Source organism: Mycobacteroides franklinii (assembly GCF_001853795.1).
GTDB lineage: Bacteria > Actinomycetota > Actinomycetes > Mycobacteriales > Mycobacteriaceae > Mycobacterium > Mycobacterium franklinii.
Map to the genome: position 1 here is coordinate 79,223 of NZ_MLIK01000004.1, position 19,049 is coordinate 98,271.

The following is a 19,049-nucleotide window of genomic DNA, read 5'->3' on the forward strand; positions in this document are numbered from 1 at the left end:
CACGAAAATGAGAAGACCCAGTTCAGAGGCATGATCTGCGCTGTCTCACGACGCCTTCCCCACCAGCGTGAACGGTGAGAATTTCACGGTATTTTGTCTCATCTTGCGATAGATTCGACGGGCGATGTCACCGTACTCAGACTGGCTACACGGAGGCGATCGGCGCGTCATGGCTGCCGATCGCATCGTGACGGTGGCCGCCACGCAGATAGCGCGCCATGGATTGGACCGACTGAGCCTTGATGACGTTGCTCGCGCGGCGGGATGTTCCCGCGCGACGGTATATCGCCACGTCGGCGGCAAGACCGCGATTGTCGACGCGGTCTTAGCCCGGAACATCCGAAAGGTCACCTCGGACATTCAGCGCGCGGTCGAGTCAGCGGACGCGCGGCGGCGGGCCGTCATCGCCATCACCGCGTCGTTGACCGCCATCCGCAAGGACCCGGTCGTCAGCGCGATGGTCGCGACGATGTCCCCCGCTTCGCTGGGGTCCTACCTGACCGCATCCTCAGAAATCCCACGTTCGGCGTCCGCGTTCACCGGGCTTGCCGACGACACTGCCGCGCAATGGATTTCGCGGGTGGTGATGGCGTTCCTGTTTTGGCCCACAGCAGACCCGGCTCAGGAATCGGAGATGATCGAGCGGTTCGTCTATCCGGTCTTGAAGGACGCCAACGATTCGCGGGTCTCTGCCTCGGCGACAAGCGAATCCACGATCTCCCCGGCCCGCACCGCGACGTTGGACAGCAGCGAGGACGACAGTCCGTGAGTGTGCTCCACCGACCCGTTGAGGTAGATGTCCCCCGGGGCATCCGCCCGCGGCCGTAGCCGATAGTCACGCTCGACCACCGGCCGGCCGGCCTCGTCGAATTCGTAACACGAGGCCAATGCGCCCAGGAAGGCTCGCACGTCCAACGGCCGGTATCCGGTGGCGTACACCACCACATCGCAGTCCAGCAGCTCGGTCGACGACGACGGCAGATGGGTAACCGCCAGGCGCACCCGGTCGGGTGTCTCGTCGACGGCGGCAATCCTCGAGGCGTTGTGCATCCACAGCCGCCGCTCTCCGCTGACCCGTTCCTGATACTCGCGATCGTAGAGGTCGGCGATCAGCGGGGAATCGACTGCCGCGTAGTTGGTGTCGCGGTGGTAGTCGACCAGCTGACGCCTGACCTCGGCGGGCGCGCCGTAGAAGTCATCGACCGCCGCCGGGTCGAAGATCCGGTTGGCGTACGGGCTGTCGTCGGCCGGGCTGTATCCGTAGCGCGCGAAAATGGCGTGCACCTGGGCGTCGGGGTACTGGCCGTGCAGATACGCGACCGCCTCCGCGGCACTCTGCCCGGCACCGACCACCGCGACGCGAGCGGGAGAGCTATCCGAAGCCTCGAGCATGTGCAGCAACTGGCTGCTATGCCATTGCCGGGCAGTGGGATTGATGCCGGAAGGCATCGCCGGGAAGGTTCCGCAGCCCAGAACGAGGGCTCGCGCATGCGTCAGACGATCCGGCCGCACCCCCGTGGTGTCCTGCAGCCGCACCTCGAACCCGTCGGCGGCGGCCTTGACTCCGGTCATCCTCGAGGAGTAGCGGACATCGGCATCAAGCGCCTGCTGCGCCCAATCCAGGTAGTCGTGGAACTCTTGCCGAGTCGGAAAGAAACTCTGCTGATTGATGAAATCCGGCAGCCGTCCGCGTTCCGTCAGGTAGTTGACAAAGGTGTAGTGACTCTTCGGGTTTCGTAGGGTCACGAGATCTTTGAGGAAAGAGACCTGCATGCGCGTCCCGGGGATGAGCATGCCGCGATGCCACCCGAACTTGTCCTGCGCATCCACGAACTGTGCCGTCAAACCGCTGGGGTGCTCGGACAGCGCGATACCCAGCGCGAGGTTCGAGGGACCGAACCCGACGCCGAGCACGTCATTAGAGGACCGCAAGAGACCCCTCCAACCGTTCGAGATAGCGCTCGGTGACGCCATCCTTGCTCAACAACACCAGGAAATCGGACATGTCGAAATCGACGTCATAGGAGGGCGCCCCACAGATCCGCGCGCCCAGCCGCACATACGCCCGCAGCAGCGGCGGAATTTTCGGTTTGATCGCGGGCGCTATCTCATCGATCGATAATCCGTTCACCAACACCGGATTCCGCGGGGTGACCCGATACTCCGAAGTCATGAAGTCCTTGGTGAAGTCGTAGACCGCACGTACCAAAGAGCCGCGCGGTCCGCCGTCCTCCATCTGCACCGACAGGCAGCCCATGATGTATTGGTGCCCGGTCATCTTCTGGTAGCGCAGAATCGCCGCAAACAACAGCCCCATCACGGCGCCGTTGCGATGCTCGGGCGCGACGACAACGCGGCCCAGCTCAACGAGTCCCGGTCGCAGCGGCGCCAGCGCCGAGGCGTCGAACATCGAATCGGTGAACGTCCCGCCCGCCGCCCGATAGCCTTCGGGAGGCAGCAGCCGCAGGCATCCGACGATTCTGCCGGTGCCCACTTCGCGGGCCAACAGGTGATCGCAGAACTGGTCGAGCCGATCCAGATCGATCAGCTCCCCCGTCAGCGGGCCCGAAACAGCGTGCGGGAGTGGTGCTCCCATCTCATCCGCGAATGCTTGATACCGAAGCCGTTGCGCCGCTTCAATTTCGGCCGGGTCGGTAGACATGACAATGCTGTACCGTGGGCTCGGGTTCGGGTCCGTCCCCCGATCGGAACTGGCCCCGGGCGCCGCGACAGCAACCGCCGCGCTCTCCATGATCGAAAACTACTCCCTCTGACTGGGGCTTACGACCGCAATGCACAAATACCGTTGGGCATCCGTGCAGGCAGGCGCGATCACCGATGGCTAGATAGCTAGCGACTCACCGGTGACCGGATCGTGCGAGCGATTCATCGTAGCCACACCGAGCAGAATCAGCGAAACGAATGCCGCGCAGGCCGCCGCGAGCGCCCCCAGTGACAGCACGCTGTCGATGGCCGCCGCGCCTGCGGCGCGGGCCCCGGACTTGCCGGCGGCGGCATGACCAAACGCCACACCCATCCCCGCCACGCCCAAAAGGATGCCGATCTGGCGGCCCGTGCTCACCGAGCCGGTCGCCATTCCGGCATCGTTCAACGGCACAAACTGCAGCGCGGCATCGGATATCACCGCCGAGAGCCCTCCCAGCCCCAGTCCGGCCAGCACCGAACCAAAGATGAAGTGGGTCCAGACCGTGTCGGCGTGTGCACCCGAGGCGGCCCATAAGCCCACGGCCACCAGCGCCACGCCACCCGGAATGGTCACCATGGTGGGCAGACGCTTGCCCACCAAGATCCCCAGCGGCGCCCCCACGATGGTGGCCAGTGTCAGCGGCCCAGCGCGTAACCCGGTCTCAAAGGCGTTGTAACCCAGGGTGTTCATGAAATACAACGCCAGATAGTTGGTGGCTCCGATGAGCGTGCCCGAGGCCGCCGCCGCGGCGACCCACACTCCGGCGAAACCGGGTGAGGTGACCAGCCGCAGGCTCAGCATGGGCGCCGGGGCACGTCCCTCCCACCAGAAGAACAACACCAGGGCCACCGCGGCACACGCCGCGAGTGCACCCGAAGCGGGTGCTCCAATTCCCCCGTCGTGCAGGGAGATCACCGCGAAAACACCGGTCAGCAGCCCGAAGGTGAGCAGCACCGTGCCCACCCAGTCCACGGGCCGCATCTCGTCGGCGCGAGTCTCGGGCAAGTGGCGGGCCGCGATCACCAACGCGACCGCCCCCACCGGCAGGTTGACCAGGAAGATCGACTGCCATCCGAAGTGAGTGACGAGTAATCCACCCAGCAGCGGACCCGCCGCGCTACCCGCGCCCATCACCGCGCCGTAGATCGCGATGGGACCACCGCGGCGCTCCTGCGGGTACGCGGCGGCGATGATCGGCAGCGACACCGCCAGCAGGATCGCGCCGCCGATACCCTGCACCGCACGCACCCCGATCAACGTGGCCGCATTGCCCGAGAGCGCGCAGCCCAGCGAGGCCGTGGTGAACACCACCATGCCCAGCAGATACAGCCGCCTGCGGCCGAGCCGATCACCCAGGGTGGCCGCGGTGAGCAGCAATCCGGCCATCGGCAGGGCGTAGGCGTCGATCACCCACTGCAGGTCGGAGAGCTCGGCCCCCAAGGACGCCTGCAGGTCGGCGAGCGCACTGGACACAATCGTCATGTCGAGCAGCAGCATGAACACCGCCATGCAGACGACGAGCAGGATCATCTAGCGGGAACGAACCACGACGGTGCGGGTCACCCGGTCATGCAGACCGCGGCCGTCGACATCGGTGATGAGCGGCGGCACGATCAGCGCGATCAGCAGATTCCGGATGAACGCACGGCCGATGCCGATCGAATTGGTCCCGTCGGCGGGTGCCACCTGCAGGCCCGCCATGTACTGCCCGGGGGTGAATCGCCACAGCCGCACCGCCAGCACGCCGATGCCGAGCCAGGTGAGCAGCTGGGCCGAGGATAGCGTGGGCGACAACAGGTTTCCCTTGACGAACAGCAGTGCCAAGCCACCGGCGATAAGCCAGTCGATCAGCAGTGCCAGCAGCCGTCGCGACAGCGACGCCGCCGATCCGGGCCCGTTTTCGGGCAGGCCAAGCTGCTCTCCGGGATACCGAGAGTTGCCCGCGCCCTGTACCGAGCCGGGCCCCGACAACCATGAACCCAGGTCTCGCGCCATACTCACAGCGTAAATGCCGACCAATCTGTGCTTACGCGTAACATCCGCGCAACATATGGTTGACCGGCGGGCAACACCGGATCCATAGGTTCAGTCGCGCGGTCATGGTTCAGTGGACCCAAGAGGAAAAGAAATAAGGAGAAGCATGACGTTCAGTAGCCCCGAGGAAGTATTCAAGTTCATTGCCGACGAGAAGGTCGAGTACGTGGACGTCAGGTTCTGTGACCTGCCGGGCGTCGTGCAGCACTTCTCCATCCCGGCTTCGGCTTTCGATCAGAGCGTCTTCGAAGACGGCTTGGGCTTCGACGGGTCCTCGGTTCGCGGGTTCCAGTCCATCCACGAGTCGGACATGCTGCTGCTTCCCGACATTTCGACGGCCAAGCTCGACCCGTTCCGTGCCGCCAAGACGCTGAACGTCAACTTCTTCGTGCACGACCCGTTCACCCGCGAGGCCTACTCGCGCGACCCGCGCAACGTGGCCCGCAAGGCCGAGCAGTACCTGATCAGCACCGGTATCGCCGACACCTGTTACTTCGGCGCCGAGGCAGAGTTCTATATCTTCGATTCGGTCAGCTTCGACTCGAAGATCAACGGCACCTTCTACGAGATCGACTCCGAGGCCGGCTGGTGGAACACGGGCGAGCCTTACGAAGAGGATGGCAGCCCCAACCGCGGCTACAAGGTCCGTCCCAAGGGCGGCTACTTCCCCGTCGCCCCGTACGACCACTTCGTCGACCTGCGCGACGAGATGACCACCAACCTGATCAACGCCGGGTTCACCCTGGAGCGCGGTCACCACGAGGTCGGCACCGGCGGGCAGGCCGAGATCAACTACAAGTTCAACACGCTGCTGGCCGCGGCCGACGATGTGCTGCTGTTCAAATACATCATCAAGAACACCGCCTGGGCCAACGGCAAGACCGTCACGTTCATGCCGAAGCCGCTGTTCGGTGACAACGGGTCCGGTATGCACGCCCACATGTCCCTGTGGAAGGACGGCAAGCCGCTGTTCCACGACGAGGCCGGATACGCCGGGCTGTCGGACGTGGCCCGTCACTACATCGGCGGCATCCTGCACCACGCCCCGTCGCTGCTGGCGTTCACCAACCCGACGGTGAACTCCTACAAGCGTCTGGTGCCGGGCTACGAGGCCCCGATCAACCTGGTATACAGCCAGCGCAACCGCTCTGCCTGCGTGCGCATCCCGATCACCGGCAACAACCCGAAGGCCAAGCGCCTCGAGTTCCGCTGCCCGGACAGCTCGGGCAACCCGTACCTGGCGTTCGCGGCCATGTTGATGGCCGGTATCGACGGCATCAAGAACAAGATCGAGCCGCTCGCGCCGGTCGACAAGGACCTGTACGAGCTGCCTCCGGAGGAGGCCGCCAACATCCCGCAGGCCCCGACCAACTTGGCCACGGTCATCGACAACCTCGAGAAGGATCACGAATACCTCACCGAAGGTGGCGTTTTCACCTCCGACCTGATCGAGACCTGGATCGCGTTCAAGCGGGAGAACGAGATCGAGCCGATCAACATCCGGCCTCACCCGTACGAGGTCGCGCTGTACTTCGACGTCTAAATCGTTGTGTCAATGAGGCCCCCGGGAGAAATCCCGGGGGCTTCATTGCGCTCTGACCGCTAACCCAGGTGCGTGGATATCGGGCTGGTAGGCACCACAATCACGGTGGGGCCGTCGGCCTGCAGCGCAGCGGTGAATTCGGCTGCGAGCTTCTCGGTGGTGTCCACATTGACCGAACGGCACCCGAAACCCTCAGCGATGGAAGCGATATCGAGACCGGGCAGATCCAAACCGGGCACTCCTGGTGTCTGTTCCAGCACTGCGAACGACTTCAAAATCGAGTACTCACCGTTACGCATCACGATGAAAACGATCGGCAGCCTATGTTGAGCCGCGGTGTAGATGGCCTGCACCGAGTATTCGAATGATCCGTCGCCGATGGTGGCCACCACCGTGCGCTTGACGCCCCGTGCGCGGTCCCCCAGCGCGATGCCGACCGCCGCGGGCACTCCCCAGCCGATACCGCCGCTGGGCGTGGCATAGAACGCCCCCGGCCGAGTGGTGGGCAGGAACCGCACCTGTTGGGCCAAGGTGGATGTTGATTCGGTGACCAGCGGCCAATCAGCGTGTTTGACGGAGCTCAACGTGGACCACACCGCATCGGGAGTCAACGGTGCCGACCCGGTCAGGTCGACGGCATCAGAGGCGGCCGGTGCTGGTGGCACCGATCGGTCGCTGTGGTCCTCGATCAGATCCACCAACTGCTCCAAGGCCAATAACGTATCCGCGATCAGACTGTCACCGACCGGCGCGGTGGCCGCCAAATGTGGATCGCAGGTGATCTGCAACAGCTCGGTGCCCTCGGGGAGGTACTCGCCGGCCACATACGGGTAGTAGCGGAAGACCTGCGCTCCGATCACCACAACCAAGTCGTAGCCTCGCAGCGTCTCGGTCACACCGGCCACTGTCATCGGGAGCTGTCCCTGATACAGCCGATGGTCCTCGGGGAACGACACCCGATCCGGCAGCGCGCCCGCGTACACGGGCGCGCCCGCCTTCTCGGCAACAGCCACTGCGACATCCCACGCCCCACTGCGATCCACCTCGGGCCCGAACACCAACGCCGGCCGCTGCGCGGCGTTGATGCGTTCGGCGAATCCGCGCAGTCGCCGAGCATCCGGGCCGACACGGTGACTTGCCGTGCGAATGACCACCGGCCCCAACGCCGGCTTCTCCCAATCATCAAGCGGGATCGACAGATACACCGGCCCCGACGGGGACTGTCGCGCCACCGTGTAGGCGCGCATGAACGCCGCCGGTACATCCTCGGCACGCTTGGGCTCATAGGCCCATTTCACCCACGGCCGCGGAAACACCGTTTCGTCCGGGTTGCTCAGATACGGTTCGCACAGCACCATTTCGCGAGTCTGCTGCCCGGCCGTCACGATCAAAGGGGTGTTTCCCTTGTAGGCCGCCACCAGGCTGCCCATCGCATTGCCGGTCCCGGCAGCGGTGTGGATATTGACCAGGGCGGGCTTACCGGTGCTCTGGGCGAATCCGTCGGCCATCGCCACCACCGACGCCTCCTGCAGACCCAGCACGTAGGTGAAATCGTCGGGGAAGTTCTTCAGGAACGTCTGTTCGGTGGAACCTGGATTGCCGAACACGGTGGTCAACCCCAACGCCCGGAGCAGGTCGTAGGTCACCTCGTGGACGGTTCTCGTATCTGACATGACCATGCCGATCCTTTCCTCACCGCCGTGCACGACACAGGAAACACCCCAGACTGGGCGCCGGATACAACTATCGCGCCCGATCCGGACGCCGTCGATATCGTCGAGTACAACGTCCAACGCCCGTGGATGTACCCGCACCACAGTGAGCCTTGGGGGTGCCTGTGGCATTTCTTCTCTCTCCGCACGCAATGCTCTGCGCCGGCGTGAATATCCAAATCGGTTACATTCCAGGGCAAATGCCGTGGTTGGTGGGAGAGAACCTACGCAAACAGGGCATCACGATCCTCAATACCGGGATCAGCGGGCAAACACACGCCGATCGCAAGCTGCTCACCGGCGACAGCCCGCTGGCATCCAACAACCTGGGACTGCTGGCCGCCGAGACCCTGGTCAAGGTGGTCTCCGACGGGTAGACAGGAATAAAGCGGACCATGGTCCTACTGTTAGACGCATGGCTCTCGTCGATATCGAAAACAAGCTCACCGGTCTGACTCCGATTGCCCTGTCGGCATTCCGGATCGTGGTCGGGTTCCTCTTCTTCCTACACGGCACCTCGCACCTGTTCGGCTGGCCGTTGGCCTCGTTCCTGCAACCCGTGGGCACTCTGCCCTGGTGGGCCGGCATCATCGAATTCGTTGGCGGAGCGGCGATCATCCTGGGGCTCGGCACCAGATTGGCCGCTTTCGTGGCCTCCGGCGCGATGGCCGTCGCGTACTTCGCGTTTCACCAACCCGAGGGCCTCTTGCCCATCCAGAACAAGGGCGAAGCCGCCGCGCTGTACAGCTGGATCTTCCTCCTGCTGGTGTTCACCGGCGGCGGATCGTTATCGCTGGACCGGTTCGTTACCCGCGCTAAGCGCTAAGTCGTTACGCGAGAATTGGTTTAGCATCCTGGCCATGGTCTCCTCCAGTACGTCCAGCTCAGTGGCCAAGCTCGACGGCGCCACACCCGTTGTCCTATCCCTGTTCCGCATCGTCTTCGGATTCCTGTTCACCGTCCACGGCACCGCAATCCTGTTCCGCTGGCCGGAACTAACGCCTCCGATGCCGGTTTCCGAATCGTGGTCACTGGGCTGGTGGGCCGGCGCCATCGAATTCCTCACCGGTGTCGCGATTCTGTTCGGCGCCGGAACCCGGATAGCCGCATTCCTGGCCTCGGGAACCATGGCGGTGGCCTACTTCACCCAGCACCAACCCACCGGGCTGCTGCCGATTCAGAACAACGGCGAGCTGGCCGCCCTGTTCTGCTGGGGCTTCTTCCTCCTGGTCTTCACCGGTGGCGGATCCGTGTCGATCGACGCGGCGCTCAAGAAGAAGAGTTAGGCACCACCACCGTGGCGATAAGCGCCCGGTGGTCACTGCCATAGATCTGCTCGGTACTCACCGACGTCGCGGTCGCACCGCGCGTCAGCACGTGATCGATCCCGATCAACCTGGTGTACCAGCGTCCTTCGCGCCAGGTGGGCAGCCAGCCGCCGCCCGCCTGGTCCACGGCGTCCGCGAATCCGCCGGTGAGAATCTGCCGGAACGCGAAGTGGTCATAGGTGGCGTTGAAATCCCCGCCGACAATCACTTTCACGTCGGGGCGCAGCGCCTGCAGTTGTCGTCCCGTGGTGTCCAGTTCGGTGAGCCAGTCCGGTGAACTCATGTCCTTCTCGGGCGGGCGGGTGTGCACCGCGACGAGCATGACGGACCCCACCCCGGGAATCTCGGCCTCCGCCCAGATCTGCCGCATGGCGAAAGCCTGGTCGTCCTGATGCACCGGGGTCAACGGATACCGACTCCAGATTCCCGTGCCGACGGCCAGCGGTTCGGCGATGGTGTAGGAATACGGGAGGGCCGAATCAATACCCGCGGCAACGAGTTTGGTTCGCGCTTCGGGGGTGAGTTCGTCAACTGTCACCACACCCACATCGTGTTCGTGAATCGCGGCCACCACTGCCCCGGCATCACCGGCGCCAATGCGCAGGTTGGTCTGCAGCACGGTGACCGTGGTTCCGGCGGGGGCGCTGTCGGGCAGATACATCGGTGCGATGGCCAGCGCCTGTAACGCGATCACCACTACCGCGGTGAGCACACCCCACCATTGCCGTACCACCAGGAACAGCAACAGCCCCAGGATCATCAGCAGGCAGGTGGGCGGAAAACCGGCGCTCAGCCCGATGAGGGGCGACCAGCTGGACCGCACCCAACGCGAGGCAATGGCCACGACGGCGATGATGGCCAGCAGCCAACCCAGCGCCCCCACGGCGGTCCGTCCTCGCACCTCAGGGACGGTACCTTATGTTGATGCCATCATTCAGTCGCGCCGAGCTCGAAGAAGCGTTCGCGCAACACCAGGCCACCGTCCATCGCTGCATCGAGACCGGCGATTGGAACCCCTACGCCGAGATGTACACCGAGGACGCGCTCTACATCGAGCACGTGGTGGGTCGTCTGCAGGGCAAAGAGGCCATTCGGCAGTACATCACCGCGGTGATGGCGGAGTTCCCCGGCAACCATATGCCGAGCCTGCCCGCCACCTGGACGGTATTCGACCCCGAAAAGGGTTGGGTGGTCTGCGAAATCGACAATGTGATGAGCGATCCGGGTGACGGCCAGCATTGGGGCGAGCCGAACCTGACGGTGCTGCACTACGCCGGGGACGGGCTGTGGTCGCAGCAGGAGGACGCCTACAACCCCGCCAACATGGTCAAGATGGTGCGGCGCTGGTGCAAGGCGGCCGAGGCCTCGGGCAACTTGCCCGAGGAGGCCAGCGAGTGGCTGGCCAAGTACGGGTCGCGCAAGAACTAACCGGCGGGTCTGTCGGCCACGATCGTCAAAGTCGCCCGCAGGCCGCCCAGTGGGCTTGACGACAGCACCACCTCTCCCCCATGCAGCGCCGCCTGCTGCGCGACGAGTGCCAGCCCCAGACCCAGCCCACCGGGCTTGGCGCCGGGGCCACGTTCAAATCGCCCGAGCACCCGCTCGCGGTCGGCTTCGGGTAGGCCGTTACCGTCGTCGTCGACCTCGATCACCAACCGGTTATCCAGCCGATTTGCCGATAGCACAATATGTTTGGCGTCGCCGTGGTTGATGGCGTTGCGTACCAGGTTGTCCACGGCCAGCCGCAGTCCGTCGGGCCAGCCCAGCACCACGCCACCGTCGTCCGCGTGGACGGTGATCTCCGGCGCGTCGGCACGGTGCATCAGCGCATCCCCCGCCACCCGGTCCAGCAGGTCGGCGATATCCACCAGTTCGCGATCCTCGGTCCTGGCGAGGTCGCCGGAGGCCAGCTGACCAAGCGCGGTGATGGTGGCCTCGACACGCCGCTGTGCGCGCTGCAGGTCGCCGATCACCTCGACGCGTTCCTCGTTCGACAGGTCGTGTGCGCGCAGGGTGTCCAGGTCGGCGCGCATCGCGGTGAGCGGCGTGCGCAGCTCGTGGGCCGCACTGGCGGCGAAATCGCGAGCAGCCAGAAGGGATTTGGTGGTTTCGGACTGGGCCGCCGAGACCCGGCCGAGCATGGCGGCCATGGCCTCGGCAAGCTCCTCGGATTCGCGGGCTCCGCGCACCGCCGCCACCTGCAGACCATCGGTGTCGAGTTGGCGGGTCTGTTCGGTGAGTTGGTGCAACGGCCGCATCGCACGCCCGGCGAACAGCCAGGCGAAGCCACCGGCCAGCAGCATCGACAGCACACCCAAGGCGATGAATACCGGAATTCCGCGGTGATTGACCAACACGGTGTCCGACCGCGTACCCAGCGAAATCACGGTCTGCTCTTCCGGATTCTCGATGGTCCGCACCCGGTAGTTCACGTCACCGACGGTCACATTCCCCGTCCCCAGCGGCATCCGCGGCAGCTCGACGCCCCGGAAGATCACCAACCCTCCGCTCTTGCTGTCCCGCACGGTCAGCACAAAGGTGGTTTCGCCATGACGCGTGGTGGCCTGTACCGCATCGGTCAGCATGTCGAGGCGCCGATCGAGTTGCCGGGTGTCGTTGCGCACCAACGCAATACCTGCGACGATGCCCATCAGGGCAACCATCAGACCGGCGGCCAGGAACGCCGCGACCGCGACGCGGGTGCGCAGGGACAGTGAGCGTTTCACGGCTCTTCCCGCATCACGTATCCCACACCTCGGACGGTATGGATGACCCGGGAGGCTCCCCCGGCCTCCAGTTTGCGGCGCAGGTAGCTCACGAAGACATCGGCCACATTGGTCTCGACGTCGAAGTCGTACCCCCACACCAGTTCCAGCAGTCGGGTGCGGCTCAGCACCACACCGGTGTTCTCGGCCAGCACCACCAGGAGGTCGAACTCGCGCTTACTCAGCTCGACGCGTTCTCCATGGACAAAGACCAGTCTGCGCGAGACGTCCACGGTGATCTGTCCGACGGTGATGGCGGACGTGGCGAGACCGCCGGAGCCGGCGCCGCGGCGGCGCAGCAGTGCGCGCAGACGAGCCACCAACTCGCCCAGGTCGAAGGGTTTCGTCAGATAGTCGTCGGCCCCGGCCTCCAGGCCGGCGATTCGATCGTTGACGGTGTCGCGTGCGCTGAGCACGCAGATCGGAATGTCATTACCCAGGGCCCGCAACGCGGTCACCACCGCCACCCCGTCCAGCTCGGGCATCTGCACATCGAGCACCAGGGCGTCGGGCTCATCGGCCGCGAGCTGGGTAAGTGCATCGCGGCCATCGACAGCGACCCGGACGTCGAAACCCGAGTGGCGTAGCCCGCGGGCTACCGAGTTCCGGACGTCCGGGTCGTCATCGACCATCAACACCTTGTGACGGGCGGCATTTTCCTGTGTCATCGCTGCATAAGGCTATGCCGCTCGCCTGAGTGTGTTGTTACACGTCCTGCTGATCAACCACCGCGGTGACGTTCGGCGCAGCCGGCTTGGCCGGAGCGGCCTGCTGGGTGTTGGCGGTTTCCGTGTTCTCCTGAGCCTGCTGCTGCGGCGCGAAGGGGTTCCACGGCTGCTGCTGCGGCTGCTCGGCCGGCGCGTTCTCGGTGGCGGGCTGCTCGGCGGGCGCCTGGCCCACCAGACCGGCCGGCGCGGCCGGGGCGGCGTCATCGGTGTCTGCGCCGCAGCTGTTCTTCAGGCTCGTCAGCGGCTGACGGATCTTGTCCAGCTCGGCCTTGGCGGCGGGCTGACCGTCCAGGTAGGTCTTGATGGCCTCATGACGCTGGCCCTCGGGCGCACCCTTGGCAGCGTTGGTGATCCCGTCGTTGATCGTGGGGTTCTTGTCCAGGTAGCTCGCGACCTGGCTGGAGACGGTCGAGTGGGTGCGGGCGAACTCGGCGGCAGTGCACTTGCCCGGGGCTGCGTCAGCAGCGCCCGCGAATGCCAGGGCGCTGGCCACTGCGCCGGCGCCAACAACACCGCTGAGGACAGCAGAGGTGAACTTCATGGAGTAACTCCTTGTTCAGCGTTACAGCCGACGACGTGCCGGCCCATCCGGGACGCTATCGACAGTTGGTTGGACGGTCATGGCCTGAACGTTAAGAAACCATGAGAAGCGGGGCCAAAATCACATTCGGGTAGTTCACCCAGGTCAGACACCCCCGTCGCGCAGGGAACGAATCATGCTCTGCAGGATCCGGAACGCGCCCGACTGTTCGGAATCGGTCATACCGGCCAGCATCCTGACTTCGACGGACCGGACCGCGACGGTCGCCTTCTCCAGGCTCCGCCGGCCGCGCGGCGTGAGCCGGGCGGGAAGGACTTTCCCGACGGAAGCCTCCGCGGGCCGGGTCACGTAGCCGTCCCGTTCCAGGTTCTGCAGCAGCACATTCATCGTCTGGCGCGTCACGAACGCGCCCCGCGCAAGCTCGGAGTTCGACAGACCCGGGCGTTGAGCCAACAGCTCCAGGCATGAGTAGTGCGTCACGCTCATGCCGAGCGGCCGCAGCACCTCCTCCATGGCCGCGCGCAGGGTGCTCGATGCCTCCTTCAGGAGGTAGCCCAGTGACGTCTCCAGGTCGACACCGTCTTGACTCATGTCAGTATTCTGACATGAGTTGATGTATGTCAGAAAACTGACATACATCAGAAAGGCCATCATCATGCCCGTCACCGGCCCCGATTTCATCTCACTGCAAGCGCGCGACCTCGACGCCTCGCAGGCCTTCTACGAGCAGTACCTCGGCCTCGTCCGCTCGCCGGCCGGACCTCCGCACGCCGTGGTCTTCGAGACGAAACCGATCGCGTTCGCGCTGCGCGACGTCATTCCCGGCACCGATCTGGCATCAGTCGCTCAGCCGGGCATCGGTGCGGCAATCTGGTTACACGCCACCGATGTCCAGGCCATTCACGATGCTCTGGTCACCGACGGTCACACCATCGTCTCCGCGCCCATCGACGGCCCCTTCGGCCGCACATTCACCTTCGCCGACCCCGACGGATACCAGGTGACTCTCCACGACCGCGCTTGACGGGTTAACCGTCCGGCCAGCACCGGTTCTTGAAGTCCTGCACCGGCTGACGGATCGCGTCCAGATCGGCCCTCGCCGCCGGATTCGCATCGAAGTAGGCCTGCACCGCCTCATGTTTGGCGGCGCCGTCGCCGGGGGTGTTCTTGAGGGCATTGCTCATCCCGGCGTTGACGTCGGGATGGCGCTCGAGGTAGTCGGCACGCTTGGTGGCCGCCACCGCATCGAGCCGAGCCTCCTCGGAGACGGTGCAATCACCCGGCTTCGCCTGAGCCGGTACCGCCACGCCAAGCGCACCGACGACAACACCGAGACCCACGACGATCTGCACCGTTATCCGCATGAAGCAGAAAGCTACTCCCCAAACACCCTCTGCACGACGGCTTTCGCGCGCCTGGTCACCCGCAGATAGTTGTCCAGGAACTCGCCGCCGTCGTTGTCCGGCCAACCGGCGGCCGCGGCCACCGTGTTGAGCAGCCGTCCGGGGCCGGGCAGCTGGTCGGTGGGCTTGCCGCGCGCCAGTACCAGCGCATTACGGGCGTTGGTCGCGGTCAGCCAGGCCTGCCGCAGCAGCTCGGCATCCTCGGCCTCGAGGAGCCCGGCGTCCGCCGCGGCCCGCAGTGTCTGCAGGGTCGAGGTGCTGTGCAGGGACTGATGTTCGTGCGCGTAGCGCAGCTGCAGCAGCTGCACAGTCCACTCGACATCGGCCAGTCCGCCGCGGCCCAGTTTGGTGTTGGTGTTCGGGTCCGCGCCGCGCGGTAGCCGCTCGGCATCAACCCGCGCCTTGATCCGGCGGATCTCGCGCACCGCGTCCTGGGCGATACCGCCGGCGGGATACCGCGTCTTGTCGATCATGTGCAGGAACCGAAGTCCCAGATCGGCATCGCCGGCGACGCTGTGCGCCCGCAGCAGGGCCTGCACCTCCCACGGCTGCGCCCATTGCGCGTAGTAGGTCTCGTAGGCGCCCAGGGTGCGCACCATCGGCCCGTTGCGCCCTTCGGGCCGCAGCCCAGTGTCGACCTGCAGCGGCGGGTCGGTGCTCGGGGCGCCGAGCAGCTTGCCCACCTTCTCGGCGATGCTCGCCGACCACCGGACCGCTTCGGCTTCGGTGGCGCCGCCGCGCGGCTCGCACACGTACAGCACGTCCGCATCGGATCCGTAGCCGAGCTCTCCCCCGCCCAGGCGCCCCATGCCGATGACGGCGATGGCCGCGGGAGCCTCCTCGTCTTCCGGAGTGCTCCCCTTGATCACCGCGTCCAGGGCCGCCTGCAGCACCGCCACCCACACCGACGTGAGTGCGCCACAGACATCGACGACGTCCAGCAGCCCCAGCAGATCGGCCGAGGCCACCCGCGCCAGCTCCCGTCGTCGCAGTGATCGTGCCGCCGCGATCGCGCGTTCAGGGTCGGCGTGACGCGCCGAGGACGCGACGAGCGCCCCGGCCACCGACACCGGTTCGGCCTCAAGGAGTTTGGATCCAATCGGGCCGTCGGCGTACAACTGGATCACTTCGGGGGCACGCATGATCAGGTCCGGCACATAGGCTGACGTCCCCAGAATCTGCATGAGGCGCTTGGCCACCGCACCCTCATCACGCAGGGTGCGCAGGTACCAGGTCTGGTCGACCAGCGCCTCGCTCACCCGGCGATAGGCCAACAGCCCGGCATCCGGATCTGGAGTGTCCGCAAGCCAATCCAAAAGCGTTGGCAGCAGGATGGATTGGATGCGCCCGCGGCGCCCACCCTCCTTGGTCAGCGCGGAGAGGTGACTGAGGGCATGTTGCGGCTGCTGGTATCCCAGGGCCGCGAGCTGACGCACCGCCGCCTCGTTGGACAGCCCCAGCGCTTCCTTGTCGAACTCGGTGACCGATTCCAGCAGCGGTTGATAGAACAGCTTGGTGTGCAGGCGAGACACCCGCACCGCCTGCCGCTTGATCTCGGTGCGCAGCACCCCCAGGGCATCGTTCTGCCCATCGGGACGCACATGCGCGGCCCGGGCCAGCCAGCGCATCGCCTCGGTGTCCTCCGGCGCGGGCAGGGTATGGGTGCGTTTGAGCCGCTGCAGCTGCAGCCGGTGCTCCAATAGCCGCAAGAACTCATAGGACGCCGTGAGATTGGCGCCATCGTCACGTCCGATATAGCCGCCGGTGGACAACACCGTCAGCGCATCGACCGTCGACGCGACGTGCAGCGACTCATCGGCACGGCCGTGTACCAGCTGCAGCAGCTGTACCGCGAATTCGACGTCGCGCAGCCCGCCGGTGCCCAGTTTGATCTCACGCTCGCGCAGGTCCGCGGGCACCAGCGATTCCACCCGGCGACGCATCGCCTGCACCTCGGATACGAAATCCTCACGCTCACAAGCGGTCCACACCATCGGCATGAGCGCGTCCACGTACGCCTTGCCCAGGTCCGCGTCGCCGACGGCGGGGCGCGCCTTGAGTAGCGCCTGAAATTCCCAGGTCTTGGCCCACCGCCGGTAGTAGGCGACGTGAGATTCCAAGGTGCGCACCAACGCTCCCCGTTTACCCTCGGGCCGCAATCCCGCGTCCACTTCGAAGAAGGTGCTGGAGCCGACGCGCATCGTCTCACCGGCCAGGCGGGTGGTCAGCGAGTCCGCCTCCTCCCCCACGAAGATGACATCGACATCGCTGACGTAATTGAGTTCGCGCGCACCACATTTACCCATCGCGATGATCGCGAGCCGGGGTGGTTCCTGTCCGTCGGGAACCACCAGTGACACCGCCACGGCCAGCGCCGCCGTCAGCGCGGCATCCGCCAGATCCGACAGGTGACAACCCACCACTGGGAACGGTAATACCGGTTCGTTTTCGACGGTGGCCGCCAGATCCAGCGCGGCCAGCACCAACAGCCGGTCCCGGTAGGCGTCCCGCAATGCCGAGATCGCCGCGCCCTCCGGCACCGAGGCGCGCCCGTCAATGGCGCCGACGGCCTTCAAAAAGCGTTCTTGCAGAGCCGCTTTGGTCTCGAGTTCAATCTCCCCGACCAGCAGCCGCCAACGATCGGGGTGCGCCACCAAGTGGTCGCCGAGCGCCAGCGAGGAGCCGATCACCGACAGCAGCCGCCCCCGCAGGGCGGTATCGGTGCCGAGTTCCTGATCCAGCACGGCCCACTGCGGGCCCATCTCCTCGCGCAGCCGTATCAGGGTGAGGAGCGCCGCGTCGGCGTCGGGAGAACGCGACAGCGACCACAGCAGCGGGACATGCGCCTCGGTGGTCCAGCCCAGCTCTTCGAGCAGTGATGCCGCCCGTGCGTCGACAAGCCCCAGCCGCCCGACGCCGGGAACCTTCGAACGCTCAGAAGATCGAGTCACAGACCCAAGTAGGCCCGCAGCTCGAACGGGGTCACATTGCTGCGATAGCGCGCCCACTCGGCCCGCTTGTTACGCAGGAAGAAGTCGAAGACGTGCTCTCCCAAGGCTTCTGCAACAAGCTCGGAACGCTCCATGGCGATGAGCGCGTTCTCCAGCGTGCTGGGCAGCTCCTTGTAGCCCATGGCCTGACGCTCGGCCCGGGTCAGGCCCCAGACGTCGTCCTCGGCCTCGGGTCCCAATGTGTAGCCCTGCTCGACACCGCGCAGACCGGCGGCCAGCAGCACCGCGTACGTCAGGTACGGGTTGCAGGCCGAGTCGGGGCTGCGCACCTCGATGCGGCGTGAGGACGACTTGCTGGGCGTGTACATCGGAACGCGCACCAGCGCCGAGCGGTTGGCCGCTCCCCACGACGCAGCGGTCGGCGCCTCGCCACCGTGCACCAGCCGCTTGTAGGAGTTCACCCACTGGTTGGTGACAGCGCTGATCTCGTTGGCGTGCTCCAGGATTCCCGCGATGAACGACTTACCGATGTCGGACAGCTGCAGCGGGTCATCGGGGTTGTGGAAGGCGTTCGTGTCACCCTCGAACAAGCTCATATGGGTGTGCATCGCACTACCGGGGTGATCAGTGAACGGCTTGGGCATGAACGTGGCGTGCACGCCGTCGATGATCGCCACTTCCTTGACCACATTGCGGAATGTCATCACGTTGTCCGCCATGGACAGGGCGTCGGCGTAACGCAGGTCGATCTCCTGCTGACCCGGTGCGCCCTCATGGTGGCTGAATTCCACGGAGATACCCATGGATTCGAGCGCATCGATGGCGTGCCGGCGGAAGTTCGGCGCCGCCTCGTGCACGGCCTGGTCGAAGTATCCGGCGTCATCGGCCGGGATCGGCGCCGACCCGTCGTCCGGCATGTTCTTCAGCAGGAAGAACTCGATCTCCGGGTGCACGTAGCAGGAGAAGCCCAAATCGCTTGCCTTGGCGAGCTGGCGGCGCAGCACGTGCCGCGGGTCCGACCAGGACGGTGATCCGTCGGGCAGCTTGATGTCGCAGAACATGCGAGCCGAGTGGTGCTTACCGGCGCTGGTAGTCCACGGCAGCACCTGGAACGTCGACGGGTCGGGGTGCGCGACGGTGTCCGATTCGGAGACACGAGCGAAGCCTTCGATGGACGAGCCGTCGAAGCCGATGCCTTCCTCAAAAGCACCCTCGAGCTCAGCGGGCGCGATGGAGACACTCTTGAGGTAACCAAGTACATCGGTGAACCACAGCCGGACGAAACGGATATCTCGTTCTTCCAGCGTGCGCAGCACGAATTCCTTCTGACGATCCAT

The 19,049-nt window shown here is 65.4% G+C and carries 20 protein-coding genes and 1 pseudogene; 7 read left to right on the forward strand and 14 right to left on the reverse strand.

Annotated features, from left to right (window positions below; translation table 11 throughout):
- Nucleotides 1-45: 45 nt before the first annotated feature.
- A complete protein-coding gene (locus BKG76_RS25250; RefSeq protein ID WP_236737507.1) occupies nucleotides 46-339 on the reverse strand; it encodes a hypothetical protein in 294 nt (97 codons plus the stop codon).
- Here BKG76_RS25250 and BKG76_RS24135 point away from each other — a divergent pair.
- Nucleotides 224-769 carry a TetR/AcrR family transcriptional regulator gene (locus BKG76_RS24135; RefSeq protein WP_236737508.1) on the forward strand — a complete coding sequence of 182 codons (546 nt, stop codon included), beginning with the start codon at nucleotides 224-226 and terminating at the stop codon, nucleotides 767-769. The genes BKG76_RS25250 and BKG76_RS24135 overlap by 116 nt on opposite strands.
- On the opposite strand, the gene BKG76_RS00900 is transcribed toward BKG76_RS24135, so the two are convergent.
- The 4 genes from BKG76_RS00900 to BKG76_RS00915 all read right to left on the reverse strand — a co-directional run bounded on the left by BKG76_RS00900 (nucleotide 652) and on the right by BKG76_RS00915 (nucleotide 4,702).
- The gene (locus tag BKG76_RS00900) at nucleotides 652-1,932 is read right to left on the reverse strand and encodes a lysine N(6)-hydroxylase/L-ornithine N(5)-oxygenase family protein (protein ID WP_456237957.1); all 1,281 of its coding nucleotides are present in this window, start codon (nucleotides 1,930-1,932) and stop codon (nucleotides 652-654) included. The two genes, BKG76_RS24135 and BKG76_RS00900, sit on opposite strands and share 118 nt — an antisense overlap.
- Entirely contained in the window at nucleotides 1,919-2,752 is an 834-nt protein-coding gene (locus tag BKG76_RS00905; protein WP_070935147.1) for a GNAT family N-acetyltransferase, read from the reverse strand. The genes BKG76_RS00900 and BKG76_RS00905 overlap by 14 nt, the downstream gene beginning before the upstream one ends.
- A 90-nt stretch (nucleotides 2,753-2,842) precedes the next feature.
- Nucleotides 2,843-4,237, reverse strand: coding sequence for an MFS transporter (locus BKG76_RS00910; RefSeq protein ID WP_070935149.1), 1,395 nt, complete (start codon nucleotides 4,235-4,237; stop codon nucleotides 2,843-2,845).
- Nucleotides 4,238-4,702 (reverse strand): RDD family protein, encoded by a 465-nt coding sequence (locus BKG76_RS00915; RefSeq protein WP_070935151.1) that lies wholly within the window; start codon nucleotides 4,700-4,702, stop codon nucleotides 4,238-4,240. It abuts the gene before it with no gap.
- A gap of 145 nt (nucleotides 4,703-4,847) precedes the next feature.
- Between BKG76_RS00915 and glnA (BKG76_RS00920) the strand changes: the two genes are divergently transcribed.
- Nucleotides 4,848-6,284, forward strand: coding sequence for a type I glutamate--ammonia ligase (gene glnA, locus BKG76_RS00920; protein ID WP_043080344.1), 1,437 nt, complete (start codon nucleotides 4,848-4,850; stop codon nucleotides 6,282-6,284).
- 59 nt (nucleotides 6,285-6,343) lie between these two features.
- Here the strand turns inward: glnA (BKG76_RS00920) and mdlC are convergent, their stop codons facing one another.
- Complete coding sequence (gene mdlC / locus BKG76_RS00925; RefSeq protein WP_070936761.1) at nucleotides 6,344-7,957, reverse strand: benzoylformate decarboxylase; 1,614 nt, start codon at nucleotides 7,955-7,957, stop codon at nucleotides 6,344-6,346.
- A gap of 194 nt (nucleotides 7,958-8,151) precedes the next feature.
- On the opposite strand from mdlC, the pseudogene BKG76_RS24140 reads away from it, so the two are divergent.
- The 3 genes and pseudogenes from BKG76_RS24140 to BKG76_RS00935 all read left to right on the forward strand — a co-directional run.
- Nucleotides 8,152-8,373, forward strand: a pseudogene (locus tag BKG76_RS24140) (glyoxalase III HchA); the annotation flags it as partial.
- Nucleotides 8,374-8,411: 38 nt separating this feature from the next.
- Nucleotides 8,412-8,822, forward strand: coding sequence for a DoxX family protein (locus tag BKG76_RS00930; protein WP_070935153.1), 411 nt, complete (start codon nucleotides 8,412-8,414; stop codon nucleotides 8,820-8,822).
- A 34-nt stretch (nucleotides 8,823-8,856) separates the two neighbouring features.
- Nucleotides 8,857-9,282, forward strand: coding sequence for a DoxX family protein (locus BKG76_RS00935; protein WP_070935155.1), 426 nt, complete (start codon nucleotides 8,857-8,859; stop codon nucleotides 9,280-9,282).
- Here BKG76_RS00935 and BKG76_RS00940 read toward each other — a convergent pair.
- Nucleotides 9,266-10,207: an endonuclease/exonuclease/phosphatase family protein gene (locus tag BKG76_RS00940; RefSeq protein WP_070936762.1), complete on the reverse strand. Its 942-nt coding sequence runs from the start codon at nucleotides 10,205-10,207 to the stop codon at nucleotides 9,266-9,268. The two genes, BKG76_RS00935 and BKG76_RS00940, sit on opposite strands and share 17 nt — an antisense overlap.
- 41 nt (nucleotides 10,208-10,248) lie before the next feature.
- Between BKG76_RS00940 and BKG76_RS00945 the strand changes: the two genes are divergently transcribed.
- Nucleotides 10,249-10,752: a nuclear transport factor 2 family protein gene (locus tag BKG76_RS00945; protein ID WP_070936763.1), complete on the forward strand. Its 504-nt coding sequence runs from the start codon at nucleotides 10,249-10,251 to the stop codon at nucleotides 10,750-10,752.
- Here BKG76_RS00945 and BKG76_RS00950 read toward each other — a convergent pair.
- The 4 genes from BKG76_RS00950 to BKG76_RS00965 form a co-directional block, all read right to left on the reverse strand.
- Nucleotides 10,749-12,050 carry a sensor histidine kinase gene (locus BKG76_RS00950; protein ID WP_070935157.1) on the reverse strand — a complete coding sequence of 434 codons (1,302 nt, stop codon included), beginning with the start codon at nucleotides 12,048-12,050 and terminating at the stop codon, nucleotides 10,749-10,751. The two genes, BKG76_RS00945 and BKG76_RS00950, sit on opposite strands and share 4 nt — an antisense overlap.
- The gene (locus tag BKG76_RS00955; RefSeq protein ID WP_330220032.1) at nucleotides 12,047-12,727 is read right to left on the reverse strand and encodes a response regulator transcription factor; all 681 of its coding nucleotides are present in this window, start codon (nucleotides 12,725-12,727) and stop codon (nucleotides 12,047-12,049) included. The genes BKG76_RS00950 and BKG76_RS00955 overlap by 4 nt, the downstream gene beginning before the upstream one ends.
- A 67-nt stretch (nucleotides 12,728-12,794) precedes the next feature.
- Nucleotides 12,795-13,358, reverse strand: coding sequence for a hemophore-related protein (locus BKG76_RS00960; protein WP_070935161.1), 564 nt, complete (start codon nucleotides 13,356-13,358; stop codon nucleotides 12,795-12,797).
- A 144-nt stretch (nucleotides 13,359-13,502) separates the two neighbouring features.
- Nucleotides 13,503-13,949, reverse strand: coding sequence for a MarR family winged helix-turn-helix transcriptional regulator (locus BKG76_RS00965; protein WP_070936764.1), 447 nt, complete (start codon nucleotides 13,947-13,949; stop codon nucleotides 13,503-13,505).
- A 64-nt stretch (nucleotides 13,950-14,013) separates the two neighbouring features.
- Between BKG76_RS00965 and BKG76_RS00970 the strand changes: the two genes are divergently transcribed.
- A complete protein-coding gene (locus tag BKG76_RS00970) occupies nucleotides 14,014-14,382 on the forward strand; it encodes a VOC family protein (RefSeq protein ID WP_070935163.1) in 369 nt (122 codons plus the stop codon).
- A 4-nt stretch (nucleotides 14,383-14,386) separates the two neighbouring features.
- On the opposite strand, the gene BKG76_RS00975 is transcribed toward BKG76_RS00970, so the two are convergent.
- Genes BKG76_RS00975 through glnA (BKG76_RS00985) form a run of 3 tightly spaced genes read right to left on the reverse strand, consistent with a single transcriptional unit; the run spans nucleotide 14,387 to nucleotide 19,049 of the window.
- Nucleotides 14,387-14,722: a hemophore-related protein gene (locus tag BKG76_RS00975; RefSeq protein WP_070935164.1), complete on the reverse strand. Its 336-nt coding sequence runs from the start codon at nucleotides 14,720-14,722 to the stop codon at nucleotides 14,387-14,389.
- 11 nt (nucleotides 14,723-14,733) lie between these two features.
- A complete protein-coding gene (locus tag BKG76_RS00980) occupies nucleotides 14,734-17,712 on the reverse strand; it encodes a bifunctional [glutamine synthetase] adenylyltransferase/[glutamine synthetase]-adenylyl-L-tyrosine phosphorylase (protein WP_070935166.1) in 2,979 nt (992 codons plus the stop codon).
- Nucleotides 17,709-19,049 carry a type I glutamate--ammonia ligase gene (gene glnA / locus BKG76_RS00985; protein ID WP_070935168.1) on the reverse strand — a complete coding sequence of 447 codons (1,341 nt, stop codon included), beginning with the start codon at nucleotides 19,047-19,049 and terminating at the stop codon, nucleotides 17,709-17,711. Before glnA (BKG76_RS00985) ends, BKG76_RS00980 begins: the two co-directional genes overlap by 4 nt.

What these genes read in the sequence shown, in the direction of transcription:
- BKG76_RS25250 (WP_236737507.1), bottom strand. Translation starts at nt 339, where the DNA reads ATGTTCCGGGCTAAGACCGCGTCGACAATCGCGGTCTTGCCGCCGACG.
- BKG76_RS00905 (WP_070935147.1), bottom strand. Translation starts at nt 2,752, where the DNA reads ATGGAGAGCGCGGCGGTTGCTGTCGCGGCGCCCGGGGCCAGTTCCGAT.
- BKG76_RS00910 (WP_070935149.1), bottom strand. Translation starts at nt 4,237, where the DNA reads ATGATCCTGCTCGTCGTCTGCATGGCGGTGTTCATGCTGCTGCTCGAC.
- BKG76_RS00915 (WP_070935151.1), bottom strand. Translation starts at nt 4,702, where the DNA reads ATGGCGCGAGACCTGGGTTCATGGTTGTCGGGGCCCGGCTCGGTACAG.
- glnA (WP_043080344.1), top strand. Translation starts at nt 4,848, where the DNA reads ATGACGTTCAGTAGCCCCGAGGAAGTATTCAAGTTCATTGCCGACGAG.
- mdlC (WP_070936761.1), bottom strand. Translation starts at nt 7,957, where the DNA reads ATGTCAGATACGAGAACCGTCCACGAGGTGACCTACGACCTGCTCCGG.
- BKG76_RS00930 (WP_070935153.1), top strand. Translation starts at nt 8,412, where the DNA reads ATGGCTCTCGTCGATATCGAAAACAAGCTCACCGGTCTGACTCCGATT.
- BKG76_RS00935 (WP_070935155.1), top strand. Translation starts at nt 8,857, where the DNA reads ATGGTCTCCTCCAGTACGTCCAGCTCAGTGGCCAAGCTCGACGGCGCC.
- BKG76_RS00945 (WP_070936763.1), top strand. Translation starts at nt 10,249, where the DNA reads ATGCCATCATTCAGTCGCGCCGAGCTCGAAGAAGCGTTCGCGCAACAC.
- BKG76_RS00960 (WP_070935161.1), bottom strand. Translation starts at nt 13,358, where the DNA reads ATGAAGTTCACCTCTGCTGTCCTCAGCGGTGTTGTTGGCGCCGGCGCA.
- BKG76_RS00965 (WP_070936764.1), bottom strand. Translation starts at nt 13,949, where the DNA reads ATGAGTCAAGACGGTGTCGACCTGGAGACGTCACTGGGCTACCTCCTG.
- BKG76_RS00970 (WP_070935163.1), top strand. Translation starts at nt 14,014, where the DNA reads ATGCCCGTCACCGGCCCCGATTTCATCTCACTGCAAGCGCGCGACCTC.
- BKG76_RS00975 (WP_070935164.1), bottom strand. Translation starts at nt 14,722, where the DNA reads ATGCGGATAACGGTGCAGATCGTCGTGGGTCTCGGTGTTGTCGTCGGT.
- glnA (WP_070935168.1), bottom strand. Translation starts at nt 19,049, where the DNA reads ATGGATCGTCAGAAGGAATTCGTGCTGCGCACGCTGGAAGAACGAGAT.